The sequence below is a fragment of the Streptomyces sp. SudanB5_2050 genome (assembly GCF_964272335.1).
GTDB lineage: Bacteria > Actinomycetota > Actinomycetes > Streptomycetales > Streptomycetaceae > Streptomyces > Streptomyces rochei.
On sequence record NZ_OZ186760.1, the window covers coordinates 3,213,035 to 3,236,280 of the forward strand.

General features: G+C 69.7%; 16 protein-coding genes and 3 rRNA genes. 6 read left to right on the forward strand and 13 right to left on the reverse strand.

Going from position 1 to position 23,246, the window contains the following annotated elements; translation table 11 throughout:
- The 4 genes from ACFZP7_RS14280 to ACFZP7_RS14295 are packed head-to-tail and all read left to right on the forward strand — an operon-like array spanning position 1 to position 4,287.
- The gene (locus ACFZP7_RS14280) at positions 1 to 771 is read left to right on the forward strand and encodes a DUF4129 domain-containing protein (protein ID WP_385634546.1); all 771 of its coding nucleotides are present in this window, start codon (positions 1 to 3) and stop codon (positions 769 to 771) included.
- Positions 768 to 1,988: a DUF4350 domain-containing protein gene (locus ACFZP7_RS14285; RefSeq protein ID WP_385634547.1), complete on the forward strand. Its 1,221-nt coding sequence runs from the start codon at positions 768 to 770 to the stop codon at positions 1,986 to 1,988. The genes ACFZP7_RS14280 and ACFZP7_RS14285 overlap by 4 nt, the downstream gene beginning before the upstream one ends.
- Positions 1,988 to 2,977 carry a MoxR family ATPase gene (locus ACFZP7_RS14290; protein ID WP_031019614.1) on the forward strand — a complete coding sequence of 330 codons (990 nt, stop codon included), beginning with the start codon at positions 1,988 to 1,990 and terminating at the stop codon, positions 2,975 to 2,977. Before ACFZP7_RS14285 ends, ACFZP7_RS14290 begins: the two co-directional genes overlap by 1 nt.
- A complete protein-coding gene (locus ACFZP7_RS14295) occupies positions 2,977 to 4,287 on the forward strand; it encodes a DUF58 domain-containing protein (protein WP_109202848.1) in 1,311 nt (436 codons plus the stop codon). The genes ACFZP7_RS14290 and ACFZP7_RS14295 overlap by 1 nt, the downstream gene beginning before the upstream one ends.
- A 99-nt stretch (positions 4,288 to 4,386) precedes the next feature.
- Here ACFZP7_RS14295 and rrf read toward each other — a convergent pair.
- From rrf to ACFZP7_RS14315, 4 genes are all read right to left on the reverse strand, one after another.
- Positions 4,387 to 4,503, reverse strand: a 5S ribosomal RNA gene (rrf, locus tag ACFZP7_RS14300).
- A gap of 87 nt (positions 4,504 to 4,590) precedes the next feature.
- Positions 4,591 to 7,714, reverse strand: a 23S ribosomal RNA gene (locus ACFZP7_RS14305).
- A gap of 312 nt (positions 7,715 to 8,026) precedes the next feature.
- A 16S ribosomal RNA gene (locus ACFZP7_RS14310) occupies positions 8,027 to 9,552 on the reverse strand.
- Together the 16S, 23S and 5S rRNA genes form the textbook arrangement of a ribosomal RNA operon.
- A gap of 555 nt (positions 9,553 to 10,107) precedes the next feature.
- A complete protein-coding gene (locus ACFZP7_RS14315; protein ID WP_019331084.1) occupies positions 10,108 to 11,115 on the reverse strand; it encodes a stage II sporulation protein M in 1,008 nt (335 codons plus the stop codon).
- Between the two features lie 126 nt (positions 11,116 to 11,241).
- Between ACFZP7_RS14315 and ACFZP7_RS14320 the strand changes: the two genes are divergently transcribed.
- On the forward strand, positions 11,242 to 12,213 hold the full coding sequence (locus ACFZP7_RS14320) for an RDD family protein (RefSeq protein WP_385634548.1): 972 nt from the start codon (positions 11,242 to 11,244) through the stop codon (positions 12,211 to 12,213).
- A gap of 52 nt (positions 12,214 to 12,265) precedes the next feature.
- Here the strand turns inward: ACFZP7_RS14320 and ACFZP7_RS14325 are convergent, their stop codons facing one another.
- The 9 genes from ACFZP7_RS14325 to ACFZP7_RS14365 form a co-directional block, all read right to left on the reverse strand.
- Positions 12,266 to 12,880 (reverse strand): hypothetical protein, encoded by a 615-nt coding sequence (locus tag ACFZP7_RS14325; RefSeq protein ID WP_019331082.1) that lies wholly within the window; start codon positions 12,878 to 12,880, stop codon positions 12,266 to 12,268.
- 104 nt (positions 12,881 to 12,984) lie between these two features.
- Positions 12,985 to 14,442: an adenosylhomocysteinase gene (gene ahcY, locus ACFZP7_RS14330; protein WP_031021445.1), complete on the reverse strand. Its 1,458-nt coding sequence runs from the start codon at positions 14,440 to 14,442 to the stop codon at positions 12,985 to 12,987.
- A gap of 418 nt (positions 14,443 to 14,860) precedes the next feature.
- On the reverse strand, positions 14,861 to 15,841 hold the full coding sequence (locus ACFZP7_RS14335; RefSeq protein ID WP_127437492.1) for a cation diffusion facilitator family transporter: 981 nt from the start codon (positions 15,839 to 15,841) through the stop codon (positions 14,861 to 14,863).
- Between the two features lie 204 nt (positions 15,842 to 16,045).
- Positions 16,046 to 17,197: a mannose-6-phosphate isomerase, class I gene (gene manA, locus ACFZP7_RS14340; protein WP_385634549.1), complete on the reverse strand. Its 1,152-nt coding sequence runs from the start codon at positions 17,195 to 17,197 to the stop codon at positions 16,046 to 16,048.
- 62 nt (positions 17,198 to 17,259) lie between these two features.
- Positions 17,260 to 18,387: an SIS domain-containing protein gene (locus ACFZP7_RS14345; protein WP_125537992.1), complete on the reverse strand. Its 1,128-nt coding sequence runs from the start codon at positions 18,385 to 18,387 to the stop codon at positions 17,260 to 17,262.
- Positions 18,388 to 18,452: 65 nt separating this feature from the next.
- Complete coding sequence (locus tag ACFZP7_RS14350) at positions 18,453 to 18,623, reverse strand: Trm112 family protein (protein WP_019331077.1); 171 nt, start codon at positions 18,621 to 18,623, stop codon at positions 18,453 to 18,455.
- Between the two features lie 206 nt (positions 18,624 to 18,829).
- Positions 18,830 to 20,194, reverse strand: a complete 1,365-nt coding sequence (locus ACFZP7_RS14355; RefSeq protein ID WP_385634550.1) for a phosphomannomutase/phosphoglucomutase — start codon at positions 20,192 to 20,194, stop codon at positions 18,830 to 18,832.
- A gap of 79 nt (positions 20,195 to 20,273) precedes the next feature.
- Positions 20,274 to 21,890 carry an L-lactate permease gene (locus tag ACFZP7_RS14360; RefSeq protein WP_385638438.1) on the reverse strand — a complete coding sequence of 539 codons (1,617 nt, stop codon included), beginning with the start codon at positions 21,888 to 21,890 and terminating at the stop codon, positions 20,274 to 20,276.
- Positions 21,891 to 22,031: 141 nt separating this feature from the next.
- A complete protein-coding gene (locus ACFZP7_RS14365) occupies positions 22,032 to 22,454 on the reverse strand; it encodes a DUF3499 domain-containing protein (protein ID WP_019331074.1) in 423 nt (140 codons plus the stop codon).
- Between the two features lie 328 nt (positions 22,455 to 22,782).
- Between ACFZP7_RS14365 and ACFZP7_RS14370 the strand changes: the two genes are divergently transcribed.
- Positions 22,783 to 23,235, forward strand: coding sequence for a metallopeptidase family protein (locus ACFZP7_RS14370; RefSeq protein ID WP_086878325.1), 453 nt, complete (start codon positions 22,783 to 22,785; stop codon positions 23,233 to 23,235).
- Positions 23,236 to 23,246 lie beyond the last annotated feature (11 nt).

The following is a 23,246-nucleotide window of genomic DNA, read 5'->3' on the forward strand; positions in this document are numbered from 1 at the left end:
GTGAGCCGGGCGGGGGGAGTGCTCACGGAGGTGCTGTCGGGCACCGCGGCACGGATGGCGGCACAGGTCGGCGACCGCTCCGTGCTGTCGTCGGCGCGCTCCGGCGACGAACCGCCGGTGACCGTCCCGCGCGACCCCGCGCGGGAGGCGGCGCGGCGCGAGCTGTCCAAGCGGATGTACCACGAGAACGACCCCGGCTGGTTCCAGCGCGCCCTGAACACCTTCTGGGACTGGATCGACGACCTGTTCAGCAGCGCGGCCTCCGCGACGCCCGGGGGGACGCTCGGCCTGGTCGTGGTGATCGTGGCCGTCCTGGCCGTCATCGGCGCCCTCTGGTGGCGCCTGGGCACCCCGCGTCGCGGCCCGGTCTCCGCCCCCGCCCTGTTCGACGACCGTCCCCGCAGCGCCGCCGACCACCGGGCCGCGGCCGAGGCGCACGCCGCCCAGGGCCACTGGAACCAGGCCGTCCAGGAACGCATGCGGGCCGTCGTCCGCGCCCTGGAGGAACGCGCCCTGCTCGACGTCCGTCCCGGCCGCACCGCCGACGAGGCCGCCACCGAGGCCGGCCGCGCCCTGCCCGACCACGGCGACCGGCTGCGCGCCGCCGCCCGGGACTTCGACGACGTCACGTACGGAGGACGCCCGGGCACCGAGCAGTCGTACCGGCGCCTCGCCGACCTCGACCGGGACCTGGAACGCGGCAAGCCCCGACTGGTCACCGGCACGGCCGACGACGCGGGCCGGGGCACCCGCCCGGGAGGCGCCGGATGACCACCGAGGCCACGCTCCCCTCCACATCGACCTCGCCCGGCGCCCGCCAGGTGTGGACCCGCGCCCGAGGCGTCGTCCTCGCGCTCGTCGTCCTGCTCGCCGCCGCCGTCGCCATCGCCGTCGTCCGCTCGGACGCCCGGCACGGCGAACTCGACCCGCGCTCCGCCGACCCCTACGGCAGCCGGGCCGTCGCCGAACTCCTCGCCGACCGGGGCGTGTCCACCCGCGTGGTCACCACCCTCGACGACGCCCGCGCCGCCGCCGGCCCCGACACCACCCTGCTGGTCGCCGTCCCCGACCTCCTGACCGAACGCCAGCAGACCCGGCTGCACTCCGCCACCGAGGGCTCCGGCGGCCGCACCGTCCTCGTGGCCCCCGGCGGCCCCGCCGTCGAACGCCTCGCCCCCGGCGTGACCGCCGACCCCGCCCTCAGCGTCGACTCGACCCTGGCCCCCGCCTGCGACCTGCCCGCCGCCCGCCGCGCCGGCACCGCGGACACGGGCGGCATCCGCTACAGCAGCGGCCACGTCGAGGCCGACGCCTGCTACCCCAGCCGGCGCCTCGCCACCCTGCTCCGCATCCCCGACCCCTCGGGAGCGGCGGCCGGGGAGGGCACCCCGGGCGACACCGTCGTCCTCGGCGCACCCGACATCCTCTACAACAACCATCTCGACGAGCACGGCAACGCCTCGCTCGCCCTGCAACTGCTCGGCTCCCGCGATCACCTGGTCTGGTACCTCCCCTCGGTCTCCGACACCACGGCCCCGGACGACGAACGCAGCTTCTTCGACCTGCTCCCCTCCGGCTGGCTCTGGGGCACCCTGCAACTCTTCATCGCCGCGGCCCTCGCGGCCCTGTGGCGGGCACGCCGGCTCGGCCCCCTGGTCCCCGAGAAACTCCCCGTCGCGATCCGCGCCTCCGAGACCGCCGAAGGCCGCGCCCGCCTCTACCGCAAGGCGAACGCCCGCGACCGCGCGGCCACCGCTCTTCGCTCCGCCACCCGCACCCGCCTCGCCCCCCTCGTAGGCACCCCCGTCGCCCAGGCGCACACGCCCGAGGCCCTGCTCCCCGCCCTGTCCGCCCACCTCCACGACGCACACGGCGACGGACGGTCCCTGCACACCCTCCTCTTCGGCCCGCCGCCCGGCGACGACGCGGCCCTCATCGCCCTCGCCGACCAACTCGACGCCCTCGAAAGGCAGGTACGTCGTCCATGATGGACCCGACCACTGACAACGCCGGGCAGACCGGGGACCCGGGCAACGCCCGCGCCGCCCTGGAGGCCCTGCGCGCCGAGATCGCCAAGGCCGTGGTCGGCCAGGACGCCGCCGTCACCGGTCTCGTCGTGGCGCTCCTGTGCCGCGGCCACGTCCTGCTCGAAGGCGTCCCGGGCGTCGCCAAGACCCTCCTCGTCCGCGCCCTGGCCGCCGCGACGGAACTCGACACCAAACGCGTCCAGTTCACCCCGGACCTGATGCCGAGCGACGTGACCGGCTCCCTGGTCTACGACGCCCGGACCGCCGAGTTCTCCTTCCAGCCGGGCCCGGCCTTCACCAACCTGCTCCTCGCCGACGAGATCAACCGCACGCCCCCGAAGACCCAGTCGTCCCTCCTCGAAGCCATGGAGGAACGCCAGGTCACCGTCGACGGCACCCCCCGTCCGCTCCCCGAGCCGTTCCTGGTCGCGGCGACCCAGAACCCGGTCGAGTACGAGGGCACCTATCCCCTCCCGGAAGCTCAGCTGGACCGCTTCCTCCTCAAGCTCACCGTCCCCCTCCCCTCCCGCCAGGACGAGATCGACGTCCTCACCCGCCACGCCGCCGGCTTCAACCCGCGCGACCTGCGCGCCGCCGGCGTACGCCCCGTCGCGAGCGCCGCCGACCTGGAAGCCGCCCGCGCCGAGGTCGCCAAGACGACCGTCACCCCGGAGATCACGGCCTACGTCGTCGACCTCTGCCGCGCCACCCGCGAGTCGCCCTCCCTCACCCTCGGCGTCTCCCCGCGCGGCGCCACAGCGCTGCTCTCCACGGCCCGCGCCTGGGCGTGGCTCACGGGCCGCGACTACGTCACCCCGGACGACGTGAAGGCCCTGGCCCTTCCCACACTCCGCCATCGTGTGCAGCTCCGTCCGGAGGCCGAGATGGAAGGCGTGACCACGGACTCCGTGATCAACGCGATCCTGGCCCACGTCCCTGTCCCCCGCTGATGGCGCTCACCGGACGCGCAGCGCTCCTCGCGGCCCTGGGCTCGCTCCCCGTAGGCATCTGGGACCCGAGCTGGACCGGCATCCTCGCCGTCAACGGCCCGCTGGCCGTGGCCTGCGCCTGCGACTTCGCCCTGGCCGCCCCGGTCCGCCGCCTGGGCCTGACCCGCTCCGGCGACACCTCGGCCCGCCTGGGTGACACCGCCGACGTCACCCTGACGGTGACCAACCCGTCCAACCGGCCGCTCCGTGCCCACCTGCGCGACGCCTGGCCGCCCAGCAGCTGGCAGCAGGGCACGGAGTCGGCGGCGTCCCGCCACAGCGTGACGGTGCCGGCCGGGGAACGCCGACGCGTCACCACGCGTCTGCGCCCCACCCGCCGCGGCGACCGCCAGGCCGACCGGGTCACGATCCGCTCCTACGGCCCCCTGGGCCTCTTCACCCGCCAGGGCTCTCACCGGGTCCCCTGGACGGTGCGCGTCCTTCCTCCGTTCACCAGCCGCAAGCACCTCCCCTCCAAGCTCTCCCGTCTCCGGGAACTCGACGGCCGCACCAGCGTCCTCACCCGTGGCGAGGGCACGGAGTTCGACAGCCTGCGCGAGTACGTTCCGGGAGACGACACCCGCTCCATCGACTGGCGCGCCACGGCCCGCCAGTCCGCGGTCGCCGTACGCACCTGGCGCCCCGAGCGCGACCGGCACCTTCTGCTCGTCCTCGACACCGGCCGCACCTCCGCCGGCCGCGTCGGCGACGCCCCGCGCCTGGACGCGTCCATGGACGCCGCACTGCTCCTGGCCGCCCTGGCCTCCCGCGCCGGCGACCGCGTCGACCTCCTCGCTTACGACCGTCGGGTACGCGCCCTCGTCCAGGGCCGCACGGCGGGCGACGTACTGCCCGCCGTGGTCAACACGATGGCGAACCTGGAGCCGGAGCTGGTGGAGACCGACGCGCGCGGTCTCACCGCCACGGCCCTCCGTTCAGCTCCCCGCCGCTCCCTGATCGTCCTGCTGACGGCACTCGACGCGGCCCCGATCGAGGAGGGCCTTCTCCCCCTCCTGCCGCAGCTCACCCAGCGCCACACCGTCCTGGTCGCGTCGGTGGCCGACCCTCACATCTCGCGCATGGCGAAGGCCCGGGGGAACACGGACGCCGTCTACGAGGCCGCGGCGGCCGCCCAGGCGCAGGCCGAACGGGACCGCACCGCGGGGCAGCTCCGCCGGCACGGCGTCACCGTGGTCGACGCGACACCTGACGAACTCGCTCCGGCACTGGCCGACGCCTATCTGGAACTCAAGGCCGCAGGCCGCCTCTGAACCGACGGGGCATTTCGCCCCGTCGGCGTCGCCTGCAAAAGACCCTGAAACGCAGAATGCCCCGCACCGTTCCCGGTGCGGGGCATTCTCGTAAAAATTGTTCGGCGGCGTCCTACTCTCCCACAGGGTCCCCCCTGCAGTACCATCGGCGCTGTAAGGCTTAGCTTCCGGGTTCGGAATGTAACCGGGCGTTTCCCCTACGCTATGACCACCGAAACACTATGAAACTGACAACCGCACCGTCCGTGACCATGGACGGGGTTGTTCGTGGTTTCAGAACCAACACAGTGGACGCGAGCAACTGAGGACAAGCCCTCGGCCTATTAGTACCAGTCAACTCCACCGGTTACCCGGCTTCCATATCTGGCCTATCAACCCAGTCGTCTACTGGGAGCCTTACCCTCTCTAGGAGGTGGGAGTCCTCATCTCGAAGCAGGCTTCCCGCTTAGATGCTTTCAGCGGTTATCCCTCCCGAACGTAGCCAACCAGCCATGCCCTTGGCAGAACAACTGGCACACCAGAGGTTCGTCCGTCCCGGTCCTCTCGTACTAGGGACAGCCCTTCTCAAGACTCCTACGCGCACAGCGGATAGGGACCGAACTGTCTCACGACGTTCTAAACCCAGCTCGCGTACCGCTTTAATGGGCGAACAGCCCAACCCTTGGGACCGACTCCAGCCCCAGGATGCGACGAGCCGACATCGAGGTGCCAAACCATCCCGTCGATATGGACTCTTGGGGAAGATCAGCCTGTTATCCCCGGGGTACCTTTTATCCGTTGAGCGACGGCGCTTCCACAAGCCACCGCCGGATCACTAGTCCCGACTTTCGTCCCTGCTCGACCCGTCGGTCTCACAGTCAAGCTCCCTTGTGCACTTACACTCAACACCTGATTGCCAACCAGGCTGAGGGAACCTTTGGGCGCCTCCGTTACCCTTTAGGAGGCAACCGCCCCAGTTAAACTACCCATCAGACACTGTCCCTGATCCGGATCACGGACCCAGGTTAGACATCCAGCACGACCAGACTGGTATTTCAACGACGACTCCACCCACACTGGCGTGCGAGCTTCAAAGTCTCCCAGCTATCCTACACAAGCCGAACCGAACACCAATATCAAACTGTAGTAAAGGTCCCGGGGTCTTTCCGTCCTGCTGCGCGAAACGAGCATCTTTACTCGTAGTGCAATTTCACCGGGCCTATGGTTGAGACAGTCGAGAAGTCGTTACGCCATTCGTGCAGGTCGGAACTTACCCGACAAGGAATTTCGCTACCTTAGGATGGTTATAGTTACCACCGCCGTTTACTGGCGCTTAAGTTCTCAGCTTCGCCCCACCGAAATGGAGCTAACCGGTCCCCTTAACGTTCCAGCACCGGGCAGGCGTCAGTCCGTATACATCGCCTTACGGCTTCGCACGGACCTGTGTTTTTAGTAAACAGTCGCTTCTCGCTGGTCTCTGCGGCCACCCCCAGCTCACGGAGTAAATCCGATCACCAAGAATGGCCCCCCTTCTCCCGAAGTTACGGGGGCATTTTGCCGAGTTCCTTAACCATAGTTCACCCGAACGCCTCGGTATTCTCTACCTGACCACCTGAGTCGGTTTAGGGTACGGGCCGCCATGAAACTCGCTAGAGGCTTTTCTCGACAGCATAGGATCATCCACTTCACCACAATCGGCTCGGCATCAGGTCTCAGACTATTGCCAGGCGGATTTACCTACCTGACGTCCTACACCCTTACCCCGGGACAACCACCGCCCGGGATGGACTACCTTCCTGCGTCACCCCATCACTCACCTACTAACCGCTTGGTTCAGCGGCTCCACCACTCCCACTGACGGCAAAGCCGGCAGCGGGCGGTTTCACGGCCTTAGCATCACGATGCTCGATGTTTGACGCTTCACAGCGGGTACCGGAATATCAACCGGTTATCCATCGACTACGCCTGTCGGCCTCGCCTTAGGTCCCGACTTACCCTGGGCAGATCAGCTTGACCCAGGAACCCTTAGTCAATCGGCGCAAACGTTTCTCACGTTTGTATCGCTACTCATGCCTGCATTCTCACTCGTGAACCGTCCACAACTCGCTTACGCGGCTGCTTCACCCGGCACACGACGCTCCCCTACCCATCACGATCCCCGTTGGGGGTATATATCGCAATGACACGACTTCGGCGGTACGCTTGAGCCCCGCTACATTGTCGGCGCGGAATCACTAGACCAGTGAGCTATTACGCACTCTTTCAAGGGTGGCTGCTTCTAAGCCAACCTCCTGGTTGTCTGTGCGACTCCACATCCTTTCCCACTTAGCGTACGCTTAGGGGCCTTAGTCGATGCTCTGGGCTGTTTCCCTCTCGACCATGGAGCTTATCCCCCACAGTCTCACTGCCGCGCTCTCACTTACCGGCATTCGGAGTTTGGCTAAGGTCAGTAACCCGGTAGGGCCCATCGCCTATCCAGTGCTCTACCTCCGGCAAGAAACACACGACGCTGCACCTAAATGCATTTCGGGGAGAACCAGCTATCACGGAGTTTGATTGGCCTTTCACCCCTAACCACAGGTCATCCCCCAGGTTTTCAACCCTGGTGGGTTCGGTCCTCCACGAAGTCTTACCTCCGCTTCAACCTGCCCATGGCTAGATCACTCCGCTTCGGGTCTTGAGCGTGCTACTGAATCGCCCTGTTCGGACTCGCTTTCGCTACGGCTACCCCACCCGGGTTAACCTCGCAACACACCGCAAACTCGCAGGCTCATTCTTCAAAAGGCACGCAGTCACGAGAGCAAGGCAAGCCTTGCTCCGACGCTCCCACGGCTTGTAGGCACACGGTTTCAGGTACTATTTCACTCCGCTCCCGCGGTACTTTTCACCATTCCCTCACGGTACTATCCGCTATCGGTCACCAGGGAATATTTAGGCTTAGCGGGTGGTCCCGCCAGATTCACACGGGATTTCTCGGGCCCCGTGCTACTTGGGTGTCTCTCAAGCAAGCCGCTGACGTTTCGACTACGGGGGTCTTACCCTCTACGCCGGACCTTTCGCATGTCCTTCGCCTACATCAACGGTTTCTGACTCGCCCCACGGCCGGCAGACCGTGGAAGAGAGATCCCACAACCCCGCACACGCAACCCCTGCCGGGTCTCACACGTATACGGTTTGGCCTCATCCAGTTTCGCTCGCCACTACTCCCGGAATCACGGTTGTTTTCTCTTCCTGCGGGTACTGAGATGTTTCACTTCCCCGCGTTCCCTCCACACTGCCTATGTGTTCAGCAGCGGGTGACAGCCCATGACGACTGCCGGGTTTCCCCATTCGGACACCCCCGGATCAAAGCCTGGTTGACGACTCCCCGGGGCCTATCGTGGCCTCCCACGTCCTTCATCGGTTCCTGGTGCCAAGGCATCCACCGTGCGCCCTTAAAAACTTGGCCACAGATGCTCGCGTCCACTGTGCAGTTCTCAAACAACGACCAACCACCCATCACCCCGGGACAACATCCCGAGTGCACTGGGGCCGGCACTGAAGGCGACCTCGCGGCCGTACCTTCAGACACCCAACAGCGTGCCCGGCCCAGTCCCGTCCGGTGATCATGCGTTCCACGCTCCGAAGAGCAGTACTAGCAGCCACCGACCCGTGGTCTGAACCGAGTAGTCAACGTTCCACCCATGAGCAACCAGTGCGAGACGTTCGCTCGCATGCTGGCCTCTGAACCAAGCAAGCTTGGCTTAGAAGTGCTCCTTAGAAAGGAGGTGATCCAGCCGCACCTTCCGGTACGGCTACCTTGTTACGACTTCGTCCCAATCGCCAGTCCCACCTTCGACAGCTCCCTCCCACAAGGGGTTGGGCCACCGGCTTCGGGTGTTACCGACTTTCGTGACGTGACGGGCGGTGTGTACAAGGCCCGGGAACGTATTCACCGCAGCAATGCTGATCTGCGATTACTAGCGACTCCGACTTCATGGGGTCGAGTTGCAGACCCCAATCCGAACTGAGACCGGCTTTTTGAGATTCGCTCCACCTCGCGGTATCGCAGCTCATTGTACCGGCCATTGTAGCACGTGTGCAGCCCAAGACATAAGGGGCATGATGACTTGACGTCGTCCCCACCTTCCTCCGAGTTGACCCCGGCGGTCTCCCGTGAGTCCCCAGCACCACAAGGGCCTGCTGGCAACACGGGACAAGGGTTGCGCTCGTTGCGGGACTTAACCCAACATCTCACGACACGAGCTGACGACAGCCATGCACCACCTGTACACCGACCACAAGGGGGACCCTGTCTCCAGGGTTTTCCGGTGTATGTCAAGCCTTGGTAAGGTTCTTCGCGTTGCGTCGAATTAAGCCACATGCTCCGCCGCTTGTGCGGGCCCCCGTCAATTCCTTTGAGTTTTAGCCTTGCGGCCGTACTCCCCAGGCGGGGCACTTAATGCGTTAGCTGCGGCACGGACAACGTGGAATGTTGCCCACACCTAGTGCCCACCGTTTACGGCGTGGACTACCAGGGTATCTAATCCTGTTCGCTCCCCACGCTTTCGCTCCTCAGCGTCAGTATCGGCCCAGAGATCCGCCTTCGCCACCGGTGTTCCTCCTGATATCTGCGCATTTCACCGCTACACCAGGAATTCCGATCTCCCCTACCGAACTCTAGCCTGCCCGTATCGACTGCAGACCCGGGGTTAAGCCCCGGGCTTTCACAACCGACGTGACAAGCCGCCTACGAGCTCTTTACGCCCAATAATTCCGGACAACGCTTGCGCCCTACGTATTACCGCGGCTGCTGGCACGTAGTTAGCCGGCGCTTCTTCTGCAGGTACCGTCACTTTCGCTTCTTCCCTGCTGAAAGAGGTTTACAACCCGAAGGCCGTCATCCCTCACGCGGCGTCGCTGCATCAGGCTTTCGCCCATTGTGCAATATTCCCCACTGCTGCCTCCCGTAGGAGTCTGGGCCGTGTCTCAGTCCCAGTGTGGCCGGTCGCCCTCTCAGGCCGGCTACCCGTCGTCGCCTTGGTGAGCCGTTACCTCACCAACTAGCTGATAGGCCGCGGGCTCATCCTGCACCGCCGGAGCTTTCGAACCTCGCAGATGCCTGCGAGGATCAGTATCCGGTATTAGACCCCGTTTCCAGGGCTTGTCCCAGAGTGCAGGGCAGATTGCCCACGTGTTACTCACCCGTTCGCCACTAATCCCCACCGAAGTGGTTCATCGTTCGACTTGCATGTGTTAAGCACGCCGCCAGCGTTCGTCCTGAGCCAGGATCAAACTCTCCGTGAATGTTTACCGGTAATCCGGTTGACACCACGAGAGCGGAACGCCGGGAGGAATAGTCCCGACGTTCACAGCGTCCTCGCTGTGTTTTTTCAAAGGAACCTCGTTCCAGCCTGATGGCTGGTAACGGGGTATCAACATATCTGGCGTTGACTTTTGGCACGCTGTTGAGTTCTCAAGGAACGGACGCTTCCTTTGTACTCACCCTCTCGGGCTTTCCTCCGGGCGCTTCCCTTCGGTCTTGCGTTTCCGACTCTATCAGATCTTTCCGATCCGATTTCCTCGGCGCTTTCCAGGTTCCCGCTTTCGCGTTTCCCTTTCCGGCGGTTCCGACTTTATCAGAAGTTCTGAGCCGGTCTGACCGGCCGTTCATTTCCGATTCATCGGGAGAGTGCTTCGCCGAATTCTACGATCCGGAGGAAGCCGATAGATTTTCACCGTGCCTCCGAGGGGGAAACCCTCTCCAGGCAACTGTTCGAATCTACCTCCCCGCGCGCTCCGTGTCAACGGCTCTTGCGGGAACGAAGAGGACAGTAGCAGCTCCACGGGGGCCGACGCACATCAGGCGGCCGTGGGGACGGTGGCGCTGCGCTCGTGCGCCTCGACGTCGCCCGTGTCGCCGGCCCGTGCGGCGCGTCCGCCCACGACGTAGACGTAGGCGAGGAAGGCCAGCTCGGCGACGACTCCGATGGTGATGCGGGCCCAGGTGGGCAGGCCGGACGGGGTGACGAAGCCTTCGATGGCGCCGGAGACGAACAGGACGAGGGCGAGGCCGATCGCCATGCCGATGGCCGCCCGGCCTTCTTCCGCGAGGGCTACGCGACGGGTGCGCGGGCCGGGGTCGATGAGGGTCCAGCCGAGGCGGAGGCCGGTGCCCGCTGCCACGAAGACCGCGGTCAGTTCGAGCAGGCCGTGCGGCAGTACGAGCCCCAGGAAGGTGTCGAGGCGGCCGGCCGACGACATCAGACCGAAGCCGACGCCGAGGTTGAGCATGTTCTGGAACAGGATCCAGATGACCGGCAGGCCCAGGAAGACGCCCAGGATCAGGCAGAGCGCGGCGGCCCAGGCGTTGTTCGTCCAGACCTGTGCGGCGAAGGAGGCCGCGGGATGGCTCGAGTAGTACGTCTCGTACTGGCCGCCGGGGCGGGTCAGCTCGCGCAGTTCGGCGGGTGCGGCGATGGTGGCCTGGACTTCCGGATGCGTACCGATCCACCAGCCCAGGAGTGCCGCGACGGCGGTCGACAGGAGGGCGGTGGGGACCCACCAGTGACGGGCCCGGTAGACGGCGGCCGGGAACTGCTCGGTGAGGAAGCGGGTGACGTCGCGCCAGGAGGCCCGGCGGGTGCCGGTCACGGCACTGCGCGCGCGGGCCACCAACTGGCTGAGCCGGCCGGTCAGCTGCGGGTCGGGAGCGCTGGACCGGATCAGGGAGAGATGGGTGGCCGTGCGCTGGTAGAGGGTGACGAGTTCGTCGGTCTCGGCGCCGGTCAGCCGACGACGGCGTCGGAGCAGGGCGTCGAGGCGGTCCCATTCCGCGCGGTGGGCGGAGACGAAGACGTCGAGGTCCATCGGTGTGCCTGCTCCTCGGCTATCGTCGGCGGCTCGTCGTGGATCAGCTTGTCGTACTGCGGCGCGGTGCGTCCTCAGCTTGGCAGACTGGCGGGGACGGGGGCAGGCAGGGGAAGGGTGACGGGCGTGAGCGAGCTGGTGACGGGCGAGGCGGTGGCGCTGGAGCTGCGCCCCGCGAAGCTGCCCAGCAGGGCGCTGGCCGTCCTGCTCGACCTCGCCGTGGCGGTGGCCGTGTATGTGGCGGTGACCATCGTCCTGGTGGCGTCCACCGCTTCCCTGGACATGGCGGCCCAGACCGCGCTGTCGCTCGCCGCCTTCCTCCTGATCCTGGTGGGCGGGCCGATCGCGGTGGAGACGCTGAGTCACGGGCGGTCGCTGGGCAAGATGGCGTGCGGTCTGCGGGTGGTGCGGGACGACGGGGGGCCGATCCGGTTCCGGCACTCGCTGGTGCGGGGTCTGATCGGGGTGATCGAGATCCTGATGACGTTCGGTGTCGTGGCCTGTATCGCTTCGCTGGTGTCGGCGCGGGGGCGGCGGCTCGGTGACGTCTTCGCGGGGACGCTGGTCGTGCGGGAGCGGGTGCCGGCTCCGGCGGCGGGGTTCCTGCCGCCGCCCCCGCCCTGGCTGGCCGGGCGGTTCTCGGGGCTCGACCTGTCCGCGGTGCCGGACGATCTCTGGCTGGCCGTGCGGCAGTACCTGACGCGCATGGGGCAGCTGGACGCCCAGGTCGGCTGGGCGATGGGAGAGCGGCTCGCCGCGGACGTGGCGGCCCGTACGGGAGCTCCGGCTCCGCGGGAGGTTCCGCCGGCGGCGTATCTGGCGGCGGTGCTGCACGAGCGGCAGGCCCGGGAGGCGCGTCGGGCGTTCGGGGCCTCGCCCGCGTTCGGTGGGCCCGGGGCGGCGGGGGCCTCGGCTCCTCCCCCGTCGGCCTACCCTCCGGCTCCACCGGCGGCGCCCCACGCGGGCCCGGCCGGTCCGTTCTCCGGGCCCGCCCCCGCTCCGCGGCCGGCGGCGCCGTCGCCGTCTGCAGGGTCGGACGTGTCTCGGGACGCGTCCGAGGGCGGCCGTCCCGGTACGGGGTTCGTGCCTCCCGCGTGAGCGGGACCGACCGCGTACGGGCCGGTCGGGCCCGGGTCGGTGGCCGAGGGGCTCACGGGAAGACGGACGGGGGTGACTCCAGGTCCTCCAGCTCGATTCCGGGTGCCGCGAGGACGACGTCCCCGGCGATGTGCACGGTGTGCTGCTCGCCTGTGTCCAGGGCTGTGACCTGGTATTCGTCCACGACGAGGGGGCCGTTGTCAGTGCCGTGTGCTTCGCTTTTCACCAGGGCCCAGGAGTGGTCCACGGTGCGGGGGGCGAGGACCGGATCGGTGAAGGCGACGAGGCGTACGCGGGTGGCCGCGGCGGAGGGGGTGAGGCGCAGGAGACGGGTGATCGCCACGAGGAAGGCCGGGGAGGTGCCGGTGAAGGCGTGGGCGCGCGCATTGCCTTCGGTGGCGTGGACTCCGGTCGGGTCGGTACGGACCCAGGTGACGCCGTCGATGGCGGCGGCGCGGACCTGCCAGCTCGCGGCGTGGAGTTCGAGGCGGATGGGGCGGCCGAGTTCGTCGAGGGCGAGGTCGACGGAGCCGTGGTGGTCGCCGGCGGGTGTGGTCAGCCGGGACACGTAGCGCCAGCCGGAGGGGCCGGGGGCGCACTGGAAGTGCTCTTCGGCGAGGGGGGTGTGATCGTGCGGATCGTGGAGCGAATAACGGCCGCGGGGCATCGGGGTCCTGGGTGGTGACGGGCTGCTGGTCCGGCCGCTGAGGCGCCGACGGGGCAGGCCCCCGACACGGGGGTGCGGGGGCCTGCCTCGGAGCGGTCGGCTGCTCAGTAGCGGTAGTGGTCCGCCTTGTACGGGCCCTCGACCTTGACGCCGATGTACTCGGCCTGCTCCGGGCGGAGCGTGGTCAGCTTGACGCCGAGGGCGTCGAGGTGGAGACGGGCGACCTTCTCGTCCAGGTGCTTGGGCAGCACGTAGACGTCGGTCGGGTACTCGTCGGGCTTGGTGAACAGCTCGATCTGGGCCAGGGTCTGGTCCGCGAACGAGTTGGACATCACGAACGACGGGTGGCCGGTCGCGTTGCCCAGGTTCAGCAGGCGGCCCTCGGACAGGACGATGATGACCTTGCCGTCGGGGAAGGTCCAGGTGTGGACCTGCGGCTTGACCTCGTCCTTGACGATGCCGGGGATCCGCGCGAGGCCGGCCATGTCGATCTCGTTGTCGAAGTGGCCGATGTTGCCCACGATGGCCTGGTGCTTCATCTTGGCCATGTCCGAGGCCATGATGATGTCCTTGTTGCCGGTCGTGGTGACGAAGATGTCGGCCTTGTCGACGACCTCGTCCAGCGTCGTGACCTGGTAGCCGTCCATCGCCGCCTGGAGGGCGCAGATCGGGTCGATCTCGGTGACGATGACCCGGGCGCCCTGGCCGCGCAGGGACTCCGCGCAGCCCTTGCCGACGTCGCCGTAGCCGCAGACGACCGCGGTCTTGCCGCCGATGAGGACGTCCGTGGCGCGGTTGATGCCGTCGATCAGGGAGTGGCGGCAGCCGTACTTGTTGTCGAACTTCGACTTGGTGACCGCGTCGTTGACGTTGATCGCCGGGAACAGGAGGGTGCCGTCGCGGTGCATCTCGTACAGGCGGTGGACGCCCGTCGTGGTCTCCTCGGTCACGCCGCGGATCTCGGACGCCAGCTGGGTCCACTTCTGCGGGCTCTCGCTCACCGTGCGGGTGAGGAGTTCGAGGATGACGCGGTGCTCGTCGGACTCGGCGGTGTCGGGCGAGGGGACCTTGCCGTCCTTCTCGTACTCGACGCCCTTGTGGACGAGGAGGGTGGCGTCACCGCCGTCGTCCAGGATCATGTTGGGGCCGCCGGTGGGGGTGTTCGGCCAGGTCAGGGCCTGCTCCGTGCACCACCAGTACTCCTCCAGGGTCTCGCCCTTCCAGGCGAAGACCGGGACGCCCTGCGGGTCGTCGGGCGTGCCGTTCGGGCCGACGGCGATGGCGGCCGCGGCGTGGTCCTGGGTGGAGAAGATGTTGCAGGACGCCCAGCGGACCTCGGCGCCGAGGGCGACCAGGGTCTCGATGAGCACGGCGGTCTGCACCGTCATGTGCAGGGAGCCGGTGATGCGGGCGCCGGCGAGGGGCTGGGCCTCGGCGTACTCCTTACGGATCGCCATGAGGCCGGGCATCTCGTGCTCGGCGAGGGTGATCTCCTTGCGGCCGAAGGCGGCCAGGGAGAGGTCGGCGACCTTGAAGTCCTGTCGGTTGTCGACAGTCGTCATTGCGAGCTGCTCCTCGTGTTGGGTCGAGGGTGGGTACGGCTGACCTGCGCGGCGGCGGACACAGGGGTGCCCAGAAGAGGACACAGGCATGCCCGCGTACGCGCAGCGCAGTCCGTCGGAGGCCCTCTCTCCCTCGGCCGGTCCGTGTCCGGACCGCCCGACCGCCATCAGCAGCGACGTCTGGCTCCGTCCCAAGCTACACCGGTGGCGCCCGCCGTCCCCAGTCCGCCTCCGAAGACTTCCGGCCGTTCACGAAGCGTGACCGGGATGGGCGGAGGGGTGGTCGGCCGGTGGGGCGGCGCGGGGTGGCGCCGGGCTCGTCGGGGGTGGTCCGGGGGTGGTCCGGTGTGGTCCGGGGGGCGGAAACCGACGGGCCCGCCGAGGGGATCGGCGGGCCCGGGGGCGGTGAGGCGCGGGGTCAGTGGGCGGCGGGCGGTGTGCTCGGCCCGCCGGGAGTGGCCTCGCGGTCCGGGCCCTTGGCGGCCTCCGCCTCGCTGTAGATGTCCGGTTCGAGGTAGATGACGCGGGCGATCGGGACGGCCTCGCGGATCCGGGCCTCGGCGGCGTCGATGGCGGAGGCGATCTCGGTGGCCGTGCCGTCGTGGCGGACGGCGATCTTGGCGGCGACGAGCAGTTCCTCGGGGCCGAGGTGGAGCGTGCGCATGTGGATGACACCGGTGACGGTGTCGCCGGCGACGGCGGCGGCCTCGATCTGCTGGACCGTCTCGGTGCCGGCGGACTCGCCGAGCAGCAGGGACTTGGTCTCGGCGGCCAGGACCAGCGCGATGAGGATGAGCAGCACGCCGATGCACAGGGTGCCGACGCCGTCCCAGACGCCGTCGCCGGTGAGCAGGGCGAGGCCGACGCCGCCGAGGGCGAGGATCAGGCCGACGAGGGCGCCGAGGTCCTCCAGGAGGACGACCGGCAGCTCGGGTGCCTTGGCGTGGCGGACGAACTCCTTCCAGGACTTCTTCCCGCGCAGGGCGTTGGACTCCTTGATGGCCGTGCGGAAGGAGAACGTCTCGGCGATGATCGCGAAGACCAGGACGCCCACCGGCCAGTACCAGTGCTCGATCTCGTGCGGGTGCTTGATCTTCTCGTAGCCCTCGTAGAGGGCGAACATGCCGCCGACCGAGAAGAGCACGATGGAGACGAGGAACGCGTAGATGTAGCGCTCGCGGCCGTAGCCGAAGGGGTGTTGCGGGGTGGCCGCGCGCTGGGCGCGCTTGCCGCCGAGGAGCAGGAGTCCCTGGTTGCCGGAGTCGGCGAGGGAGTGCACGGATTCGGCGAGCATCGAGGACGATCCGCTGAAGAGGAACGCCACGAATTTCGCTACCGCGATCGAGAGGTTGGCGAGCAGTGCCGCCACGATCGCCTTGGTTCCGCCTGACGCGCTCATGTGTCGCGTTGTCCCTTCGCCTTCAGCTGCCTGGTCTGCTTCGTTCTGCGTCCACGCCGGTAGGGCGCGGCCGTTGACCGGCCTCGCCCCCTCCTGCGCGGTGCGCCATTGTTGCAGCCCTCGCGGGCCCCGACGTGCCGGATGCCCCGCCGGGGGCCTCTCAGTCCGGTGTCGGGTGCCCTTCGGCCCCGGCGCCGGTCGCCGTCAGACGCGCACGGTGGCGCGGAAGAGCATGCCGGTTCCGGAGACTTCGGCCTTCTCGCCGGCCGGGACGAAGACGGAGCGGCCGGGGGACAGTTCGTGGTCGCCCGCCCGCACGGTGCCCGCCGTGCAGAGCAGGATCTGCGGGGTCGGCAGGGTGAGGTCGTGTGCGGCGGCGCCCTCGGGGAGCACGTACCGGGACAGGCGGAACTCGTCGATCGGGGTGGCGTAGACCTCCTCGCCGTCCGGGGATGCCTCCGGGCGCAGGACGCCGGGGTCGCCGGCCTCGAAGCGGACGATGCGCAGGAGTTCGGGGACGTCGACGTGCTTGGGGGTGAGGCCGCAGCGCAGGACGTTGTCGGAGTTGGCCATGATCTCGACGCCGAGGCCGTCGAGGTAGGCGTGCGGGATGCCGGCGCCGAGGTAGAGGGCCTCGCCGGGCTGGAGCCGGACGTGGTTGAGGAGCAGGGCGGCGAGGACGCCGGGGTCGCCCGGGTAGTGGTGGGCGATGCCGGCGTAGGGCGCGTAGGGGCCGCCGAGGCGGTCGCAGGCGGCCGCGGTCTCGGCGACGGTGCGGGACATCTCCTCGGGGTCGGCGGTGAGGATCGCGGTGAGGACCTCGCGCAGGGCGGCGTCCTCGGGGTGGGCGCGCAGCAGGTCGACGTAGGGCTTGAGGGAGGCGACGCCGAGCCCGTCGAGGAGGTCGGCGGTCTCGGCGGGCGGGCGGAAGCCGCACAGGCCGTCGAACTCGGTGAGGGCGCAGATCAGTTCGGGCTTGTGGTTGGCGTCCTTGTAGTTGCGGTGCGGGGCGTCGAGGGGGACGCCGCGGCGCTCCTCGTCCTCGTGACCGGCCCTGGCCTGGGCGAGGTCGGGGTGGACCTGGAGGGAGAGCGGGGCGCCGGCGGCGAGGAGCTTGAGGAGGAAGGGCAGCCGGGGGCCGAACCGGGCCACGGAGGCGGGGCCGAGTTCGCGCTCGGGGTCGGCGTCGATGACGTCGGCGAGGGTGCCCCGGCCGGTGCGGGAGGGGGCGCCGGGGTGGGCGCCCATCCACATCTCCGCCTGCGGTTCGCCGGTCGGCTCGGTCCCCAGCAGGGCCGGGATCGCGGTGGGGGATCCCCAGGCGTAGGGGCGGACGGTGTTGTCGAGGCGGTCCATGGGCTCTCTCTGCCGGTGCGTGTCCTGGGCGTACGGAGGTGTACGCGGTGGTGCGTACGAGATCAGGCGCCCGAGGCGAGCGCCAGGTAAACGGCGGCGAAATCCGTGATGGCGATCAGTTCGGCGAGGGTCTCCAGTTCGCCGCCCGCTTCGGGTTCCAGCTCGCTGATCGGCGTGTCGTGGCCGAGGGCCAGGTCGCGGGCGGCGGGGGCGGCGGTGAGGCCGCCGAGGGGGCGGTCGCGCAGGAGCACCACGCGCGCGTGCAGGGCCGGGGCCTCCTCGACGCGGTCGCGGAAGAAGTCGTCGGGGTCGGCGCCGGCGGCGAGCCGGCCGGCGAGCAGGGTGCCGTGCGCGTCCAGGGCCTCGGGGAGTTCGGCGACGACGGCCGGGGTGCCGGAGAGTTCGGCGAGCGCGGCGGCGAAGCGGCGGCCGGCCGGTCCGGCGGAGGTGCCCTCGGTCCAGATGAGCGGGAGGGAGTCGGCGAGCTCGGCCGCCAGGGTCTTGGCGGGGTTGCTGTACGTCACGATGGCGGGCCCGCAGCGCTCGGCGATGCGGTCGAGGCGGTCGGCGACCTTCTCGACGGCGGCGGGCGGCGCTTCCAGCAGGCCGGCGCGGTCGAGAAGCGCGAGGAGCGGGGTGAGCAGCGCCCAGAGCACGCCGGGGGCGGCGCCGGCGAGGGGTTCGTCGTGGTCGTAGGGCGCGGTGGCCATGGGGATGAACAGGCCGTGCGAGCCGTTCACCGACTCGCTGAGCGGGGAGCCGGCGGGGGCGACGGCGACGACCGTGCAGCCCCGGCGGTAGGCCTGTTCGGCGAGCAGGGCGAGGCCGGGCTCGGTGCCGTCGGGGGTGGTGATGAGCAGCAGGTCGACGGAGCCGGTCCAGCCGGGCAGTTCCCAGCGCAGGGCGCCCGCGGCGGGGGCGACGCCGGTGGGGGCGAGGCGGGTGACGGGGCTGCCGGCGCCCGCGAGGGTGCCGAGGAGGTCGGCGGCGTGGGTGGCGGCGGCGCCGGGGCCGGCGATCAGTACGGCGCGGGGGCGGCCGTCGGGCTTGAGGTCGCCGACGCCCGCCTCGGCGGCGTGCCGGGCGGCGGTGCGTACGCGGGCACCGGCCTCGGCGGCGCCGCGCAGGAGGCCGCGGCGGTCGGCGTCCGTGAGGCGCTCCGGGGAGTCGAGGAGCGTTTCGTCGAGCATGGCGGCTGTCTCCGATCGCCGGGAGCGTTCGTCGGGGTGCGCGGCGGGTGGCGGCCGGCCGTCGGTCACTCGGGGCGGCGGGCCTCGTCGACGAGGAGGACGGGGATGCCGTCGCGCACCGGGTAGGCCAGGCCGCAGTTCTGGCCGGTGCAGATCAACTCCGCCTCCTGCTCCTTGAGGGGGGCGTGGCAGGCGGGGCAGGCGAGGATCTCCAGGAGGCCGGCTTCGAGCGGCATGGGGGTCCCTCCGGGGGTGGGTGGGCTTGTGTGGATGTGCTGGTCAGGGTACCGCCGGTGTGGGGGCGGGTGCGTGGGTACGGGGCGGGGTGGGAGAGCCCGACGTGGGTGTGGGCGTGGGAGGTGGGTGCGAGGCCCTGCGCGGGCCGGTTGCCCGGCGTCGGTGCGGGCGGCACGACTGCCCGCAGCTGTCGGCGCAGCGGGCGTCAGGCTCGGATGATGGTCAGGGCCTCGTCGCGGATCTTGGTCATCGTCGCCTCGTCGCGGGCCTCCGCGTTCAGGCGGAGCAGCGGTTCCGTGTTGGAGGGGCGTACGTTGAACCACCAGTCGGCCGAGGACACGGTGAGGCCGTCGAGGTCGTCGAGGGTGACGTCCTCGCGCCCCTCGTAGGCGGCCCTGATCGCGGCGATGCGGTCGGCCTGGTCGGCGACGGTGGAGTTGATCTCGCCGGAGCCCGCGTAGCGGTCGTACTGGGCGACCAGGGCGGACAGGGTGCCCGGCTGGCCGCCGAGGGCGGCGAGGACGTGGAGGGCGGCCAGCATGCCCGTGTCGGCGTTCCAGAAGTCGCGGAAGTAGTAGTGCGCGGAGTGCTCGCCGCCGAAGATGGCGCCGGTCCTGGCCATCTCGGCCTTGATGAAGGAGTGGCCGACGCGGGTGCGGGCGGGGGTGCCGCCGTTCTCCCGGACGACCTCCGGGACGGACCGGGAGGTGATCAGGTTGTGGATGACGGTGCCGGCGCCGCCGTTGCGGGCCAGTTCGCGGGCGGCCACCAGGGCGGTGACGGCGGACGGGGAGACCGGGTCGCCGTTCTGGTCGACGACGAAGCAGCGGTCGGCGTCGCCGTCGAAGGCGAGGCCGAGGTCGGCGCCCTCCTCGCGGACGCGCTGCTGGAGGTCGACGAGGTTGGCGGGGTCGAGCGGGTTGGCCTCGTGGTTGGGGAAGGTGCCGTCCAGTTCGAAGTACATCGGCACGAGGTCGAGGGGCAGGCCCGCGAAGACCGAGGGGACGGTGTGGCCGCCCATGCCGTTGCCCGCGTCGACGACCACCTTGAGGGGACGGACGGCGGTGAGGTCGACGAGGGAGCGCAGGTGGGCGGCGTAGTCGGCGAGGGTGTCGCGGCGGGTGACCGTGCCGGGGCGGGCGGTCGGCTCGGGTGCGCCGGTCTCGCTCCAGCGCTCCACGAGCGCGCGGATCTCGGCGAGGCCGGTGTCCTGGCCGACGGGGGCGGCGCCGGCGCGGCAGAGCTTGATGCCGTTGTACCGCGCCGGGTTGTGCGAGGCCGTGAACATGGCGCCCGGCAGGTCCAGCGCACCGGACGCGTAATAGAGCTGGTCCGTGGAGCACAGGCCGATCTCGGTGACGTCGGCGCCGCGGGCCGCCGCCCCGCGCGCGAAGGCGCCGGACAGGCCGGGCGAGGAGGGCCGCATGTCGTGGCCGACCACGACGGCGCTCGCGCCGGTCAGCTCGACGAAGGCCGCACCGAACAGCTCGGCCAGCGACTCGTCCCACTGGTCCGGGACCACACCGCGTACGTCGTACGCCTTCACGATCTGCGACAGATCAGCAGCCACGGCCAACCTTCCTGAAAGTCCTGTCGGAGCCCACAAACTACCCGCAACCGCCGACCGGCCGTCGGGCGGTTCCCGAAGGTCAGGGCAGCATCCAGCCCAGGACCGGGGTGGACTGGCCGACCACGATCAGGCACATGACGAGGAGCAGGCCGAGGCTCCAGGGCAGCACCTTGCGCAACAGGTCTCCCTCGCGGCCCGCGAGGCCGACGGCCGCGCAGGCGATGGTGAGGTTCTGCGGGGAGATCATCTTGCCGAGCACGCCGCCCGAGCTGTTCGCGGCGGCCAGCAGTTCGGGCGACAGGCCGGACTCCCGGGCGGCGGTCACCTGGAGGGCGCCGAAGAGCGCGTTGGCGGACGTGTCGGAGCCGGAGACGGCGACGCCGAACCAGCCCAGCACCGGCGAGAGGAAGGCGAGCCCGGCACCGGCCGCCGCGACGAAGTGGCCGATGGTGGCGGCCTGTCCGGACAGGTTCATGACGTAGGCGAGGGCGAGCACGGACGTCACGGTGAGGATCGCGAACCGGAGTTCGTGCACGGTCGCCAGCCACTCCTTCACCGCCACGCGCGCGTGGACGCCGAGGACGACGGCCGTGGCCACCCCGGCGAACAGCACGAGCGTGCCGCCGGTGGAGACGACGGGCAGGGAGAAGACGTTGCCGCCGGCGGGGTTCCCCTCCGGGTCGACGACGTCCAGGAACGGCCAGTCGTACGTCTGGGTCGCCTTGGCCAGCCAGTCCTTGACCGCCGGGATCTGGGCGACGGAGAAGACGGCGACGATCAGGGCGTAGGGCGCGTAGGCCCGGACCACCTCCCGGCCGGAGTCCTCCTCGTCCAGTTCCTCGCTGCGTACGCCGGTCAGGACCGCCGCGCGCACGGGCTCCGCGGCGGGACGGCGGGAGTGCGGCACGGCGACCAGGGCGCCCGCGCCCAGGAGCGCGGCGCCGATGTCGGCGAGCTGGGCGGAGACGTAGTTGGCGGCGGCGAACTGGGCGACGGCGAAGGCGACACCGCAGGCCAGCGCGGGCACCCAGGTCTCGCGCAGCCCGCGTCGCCCGTCCACCAGGGCGACCAGCAGCAGCGGCACGACGAGGGCCAGCAGGGGTGTCTGGCGGCCCACCACGGAGGCGACGTCGTCCAGCGGCAGCCCGGTCACCTGGGCCAGCGTCACCACGGGGGTGCCCATCGCGCCGAAGGCGACCGGCGCGGTGTTGGCGACCAGGGAGACGACGGCGGCGCGCACGGGGTCGAAGCCGAGCGCGACCAGCATGACCGAGCAGATGGCGACCGGTGCCCCGAAGCCGGCGAGGGCCTCCAGCAGCGCGCCGAAGCAGAAGGCGACGACCAGGGCCTGGATGCGCGGGTCGTCGGAGAGCCGTCCGAAGGAACGGCGGAGGATGTCGAAGTGCCGGGTGCGGACGGTCATGCGGTACACCCACAGGGCGTTCACGACGATCCACAGGATGGGGAAGAGTCCGAACACGGCGCCCTGGGCGGCGCTGGAGGCCGTCTGGTCCAGGGGCATGCCGTACGCGAGCCAGGCGACCAGTACGGCCGTCAGGAGGCCGGTGAGGCCCGCCAGGTGCGCCTTCATGCGGACGCCGCCCAGCAGGACGAGGACGATCACCAGGGGCAGGGCCGCCACCAGCGCGGACAGGCCGAGCGATCCGGCGACGGGTTCCAGTTCCTGGACGTACACGGGCGCCTCCCCGGATTCCGCCATGCGAAAGCGGTTTCTCGCGACTCCCGGAATGGTCGTGTCCGCGACAAGGTGGCGTCAATGGGTGTGCGGTAAACGGATCTGCAGCAACGGTTCCGCGCGGAAGGGGCGGCGGTGGCGTCAGTTGTCGGGCGAGCGCAGTACGCGCAGGTGGCCGCGGCGCGCGACCTCCATCGGATCGGCCGAGCGCGCACCGCCGCCGGCCTCCGCCGCCCGCTCCTGGGGACGGGCCGCCTCGCGGACCGCGTTGGCGAGCGCTTCCAGATCGTCACCGCTGGGGCGGGCCGGGGCCGAACCGTCGAGCAGGCGGACGACCTCCCAGCCGCGCGGGGCGGTGAGGCGCTCGGAGTGCTCGGCGCACAGGTCGTAGCAGTGGGGTTCGGCGTAGGTGGCGAGAGGGCCGAGGACCGCGGTCGAGTCGGCGTAGACGTACGTCAGCGTCGCGACGGCGGGACGGCCGCAGGCGGTGCGCGAACAGCGACGTACAGGGCTCACGATGTTGGACGGTACCGCACTCTTGAGCGGGCCGCGACGACTCTCCACCAGGTCACACCACCGTGTCGTGGTGTGAAACGGCACACACGGCGGTGCGAGCGCCCCTCCCTGACCTGCGCGGACGGCCTTGTGCGGCAGTCCGGACGAGCCCGTGAGCGGTCATAAAACGATACGAACAATGACATGTGACCCGAGTTCGGCGGTCACAGAGAGATACCGAATCGTGCCCGTGATTGGCTGGAACGGACATCAGTTGGCATGCGCGCGCACGGTCCGGCGGCGGGGCGCGGGCCGGCCCGGCGGTGGGGCGCGGGGCGGCCCGGTGTGCGTGTGCGGTCCGGCGCGCCGGACCGGCGGGGACTACCCTTCACCAGTGATGGACAACCCCGTGACGCCCCGTGATGCAGGCCGCCCAGGGCCCCGCCGTCGTGATCGCCACGGCCGGGGCATGCGCGGCCCGATCGCGCCACCGCAGGTACCGCTCGCCGCGAGCCGCGGCGAGGTGTTCGCGGACCTGGTGCAGGACTCCGTGGAACGCCTGGAGCGGCGGTGGCCGCAGCTCGCCGACATCGACTTCCTCGTCCTGGAGGTGCCGCGGCTGGACGGCGGCGGGGACGCGTGGAGTGACGAGGCCGTGCCGCTCGGCGGGACGGTGCCCTCGCGGGACGGGCGGCGGGGGCGGGTGGTCGTGTACCGGCGGCCGGTCGAGATCCGGACGAAGGGGCGGGACGAGCGGGCGGCGCTCGTGCACGAGGTCGTCGTGGAGCAGGTGGCGGAGTTGCTCGGGTTGACGCCGGAGACGGTGGATCCGCGGTACGGGGAGGACTGAACGGGCCCCGC

Excerpts from the sequence above, each read along its gene's own strand:
- manA (WP_385634549.1), bottom strand. The coding sequence starts at position 17,197 with ATGGACCGCCTCGACAACACCGTCCGCCCCTACGCCTGGGGATCCCCC.
- ACFZP7_RS14325 (WP_019331082.1), bottom strand. The coding sequence starts at position 12,880 with ATGCCCCGCGGCCGTTATTCGCTCCACGATCCGCACGATCACACCCCC.
- ACFZP7_RS14335 (WP_127437492.1), bottom strand. The coding sequence starts at position 15,841 with ATGAGCGCGTCAGGCGGAACCAAGGCGATCGTGGCGGCACTGCTCGCC.
- ACFZP7_RS14295 (WP_109202848.1), top strand. The coding sequence starts at position 2,977 with ATGGCGCTCACCGGACGCGCAGCGCTCCTCGCGGCCCTGGGCTCGCTC.
- ACFZP7_RS14345 (WP_125537992.1), bottom strand. The coding sequence starts at position 18,387 with ATGCTCGACGAAACGCTCCTCGACTCCCCGGAGCGCCTCACGGACGCC.
- ACFZP7_RS14370 (WP_086878325.1), top strand. The coding sequence starts at position 22,783 with ATGGACAACCCCGTGACGCCCCGTGATGCAGGCCGCCCAGGGCCCCGC.
- ACFZP7_RS14285 (WP_385634547.1), top strand. The coding sequence starts at position 768 with ATGACCACCGAGGCCACGCTCCCCTCCACATCGACCTCGCCCGGCGCC.
- ACFZP7_RS14290 (WP_031019614.1), top strand. The coding sequence starts at position 1,988 with ATGGACCCGACCACTGACAACGCCGGGCAGACCGGGGACCCGGGCAAC.
- ACFZP7_RS14350 (WP_019331077.1), bottom strand. The coding sequence starts at position 18,623 with ATGCCGCTCGAAGCCGGCCTCCTGGAGATCCTCGCCTGCCCCGCCTGC.
- ahcY (WP_031021445.1), bottom strand. The coding sequence starts at position 14,442 with ATGACGACTGTCGACAACCGACAGGACTTCAAGGTCGCCGACCTCTCC.
- ACFZP7_RS14315 (WP_019331084.1), bottom strand. The coding sequence starts at position 11,115 with ATGGACCTCGACGTCTTCGTCTCCGCCCACCGCGCGGAATGGGACCGC.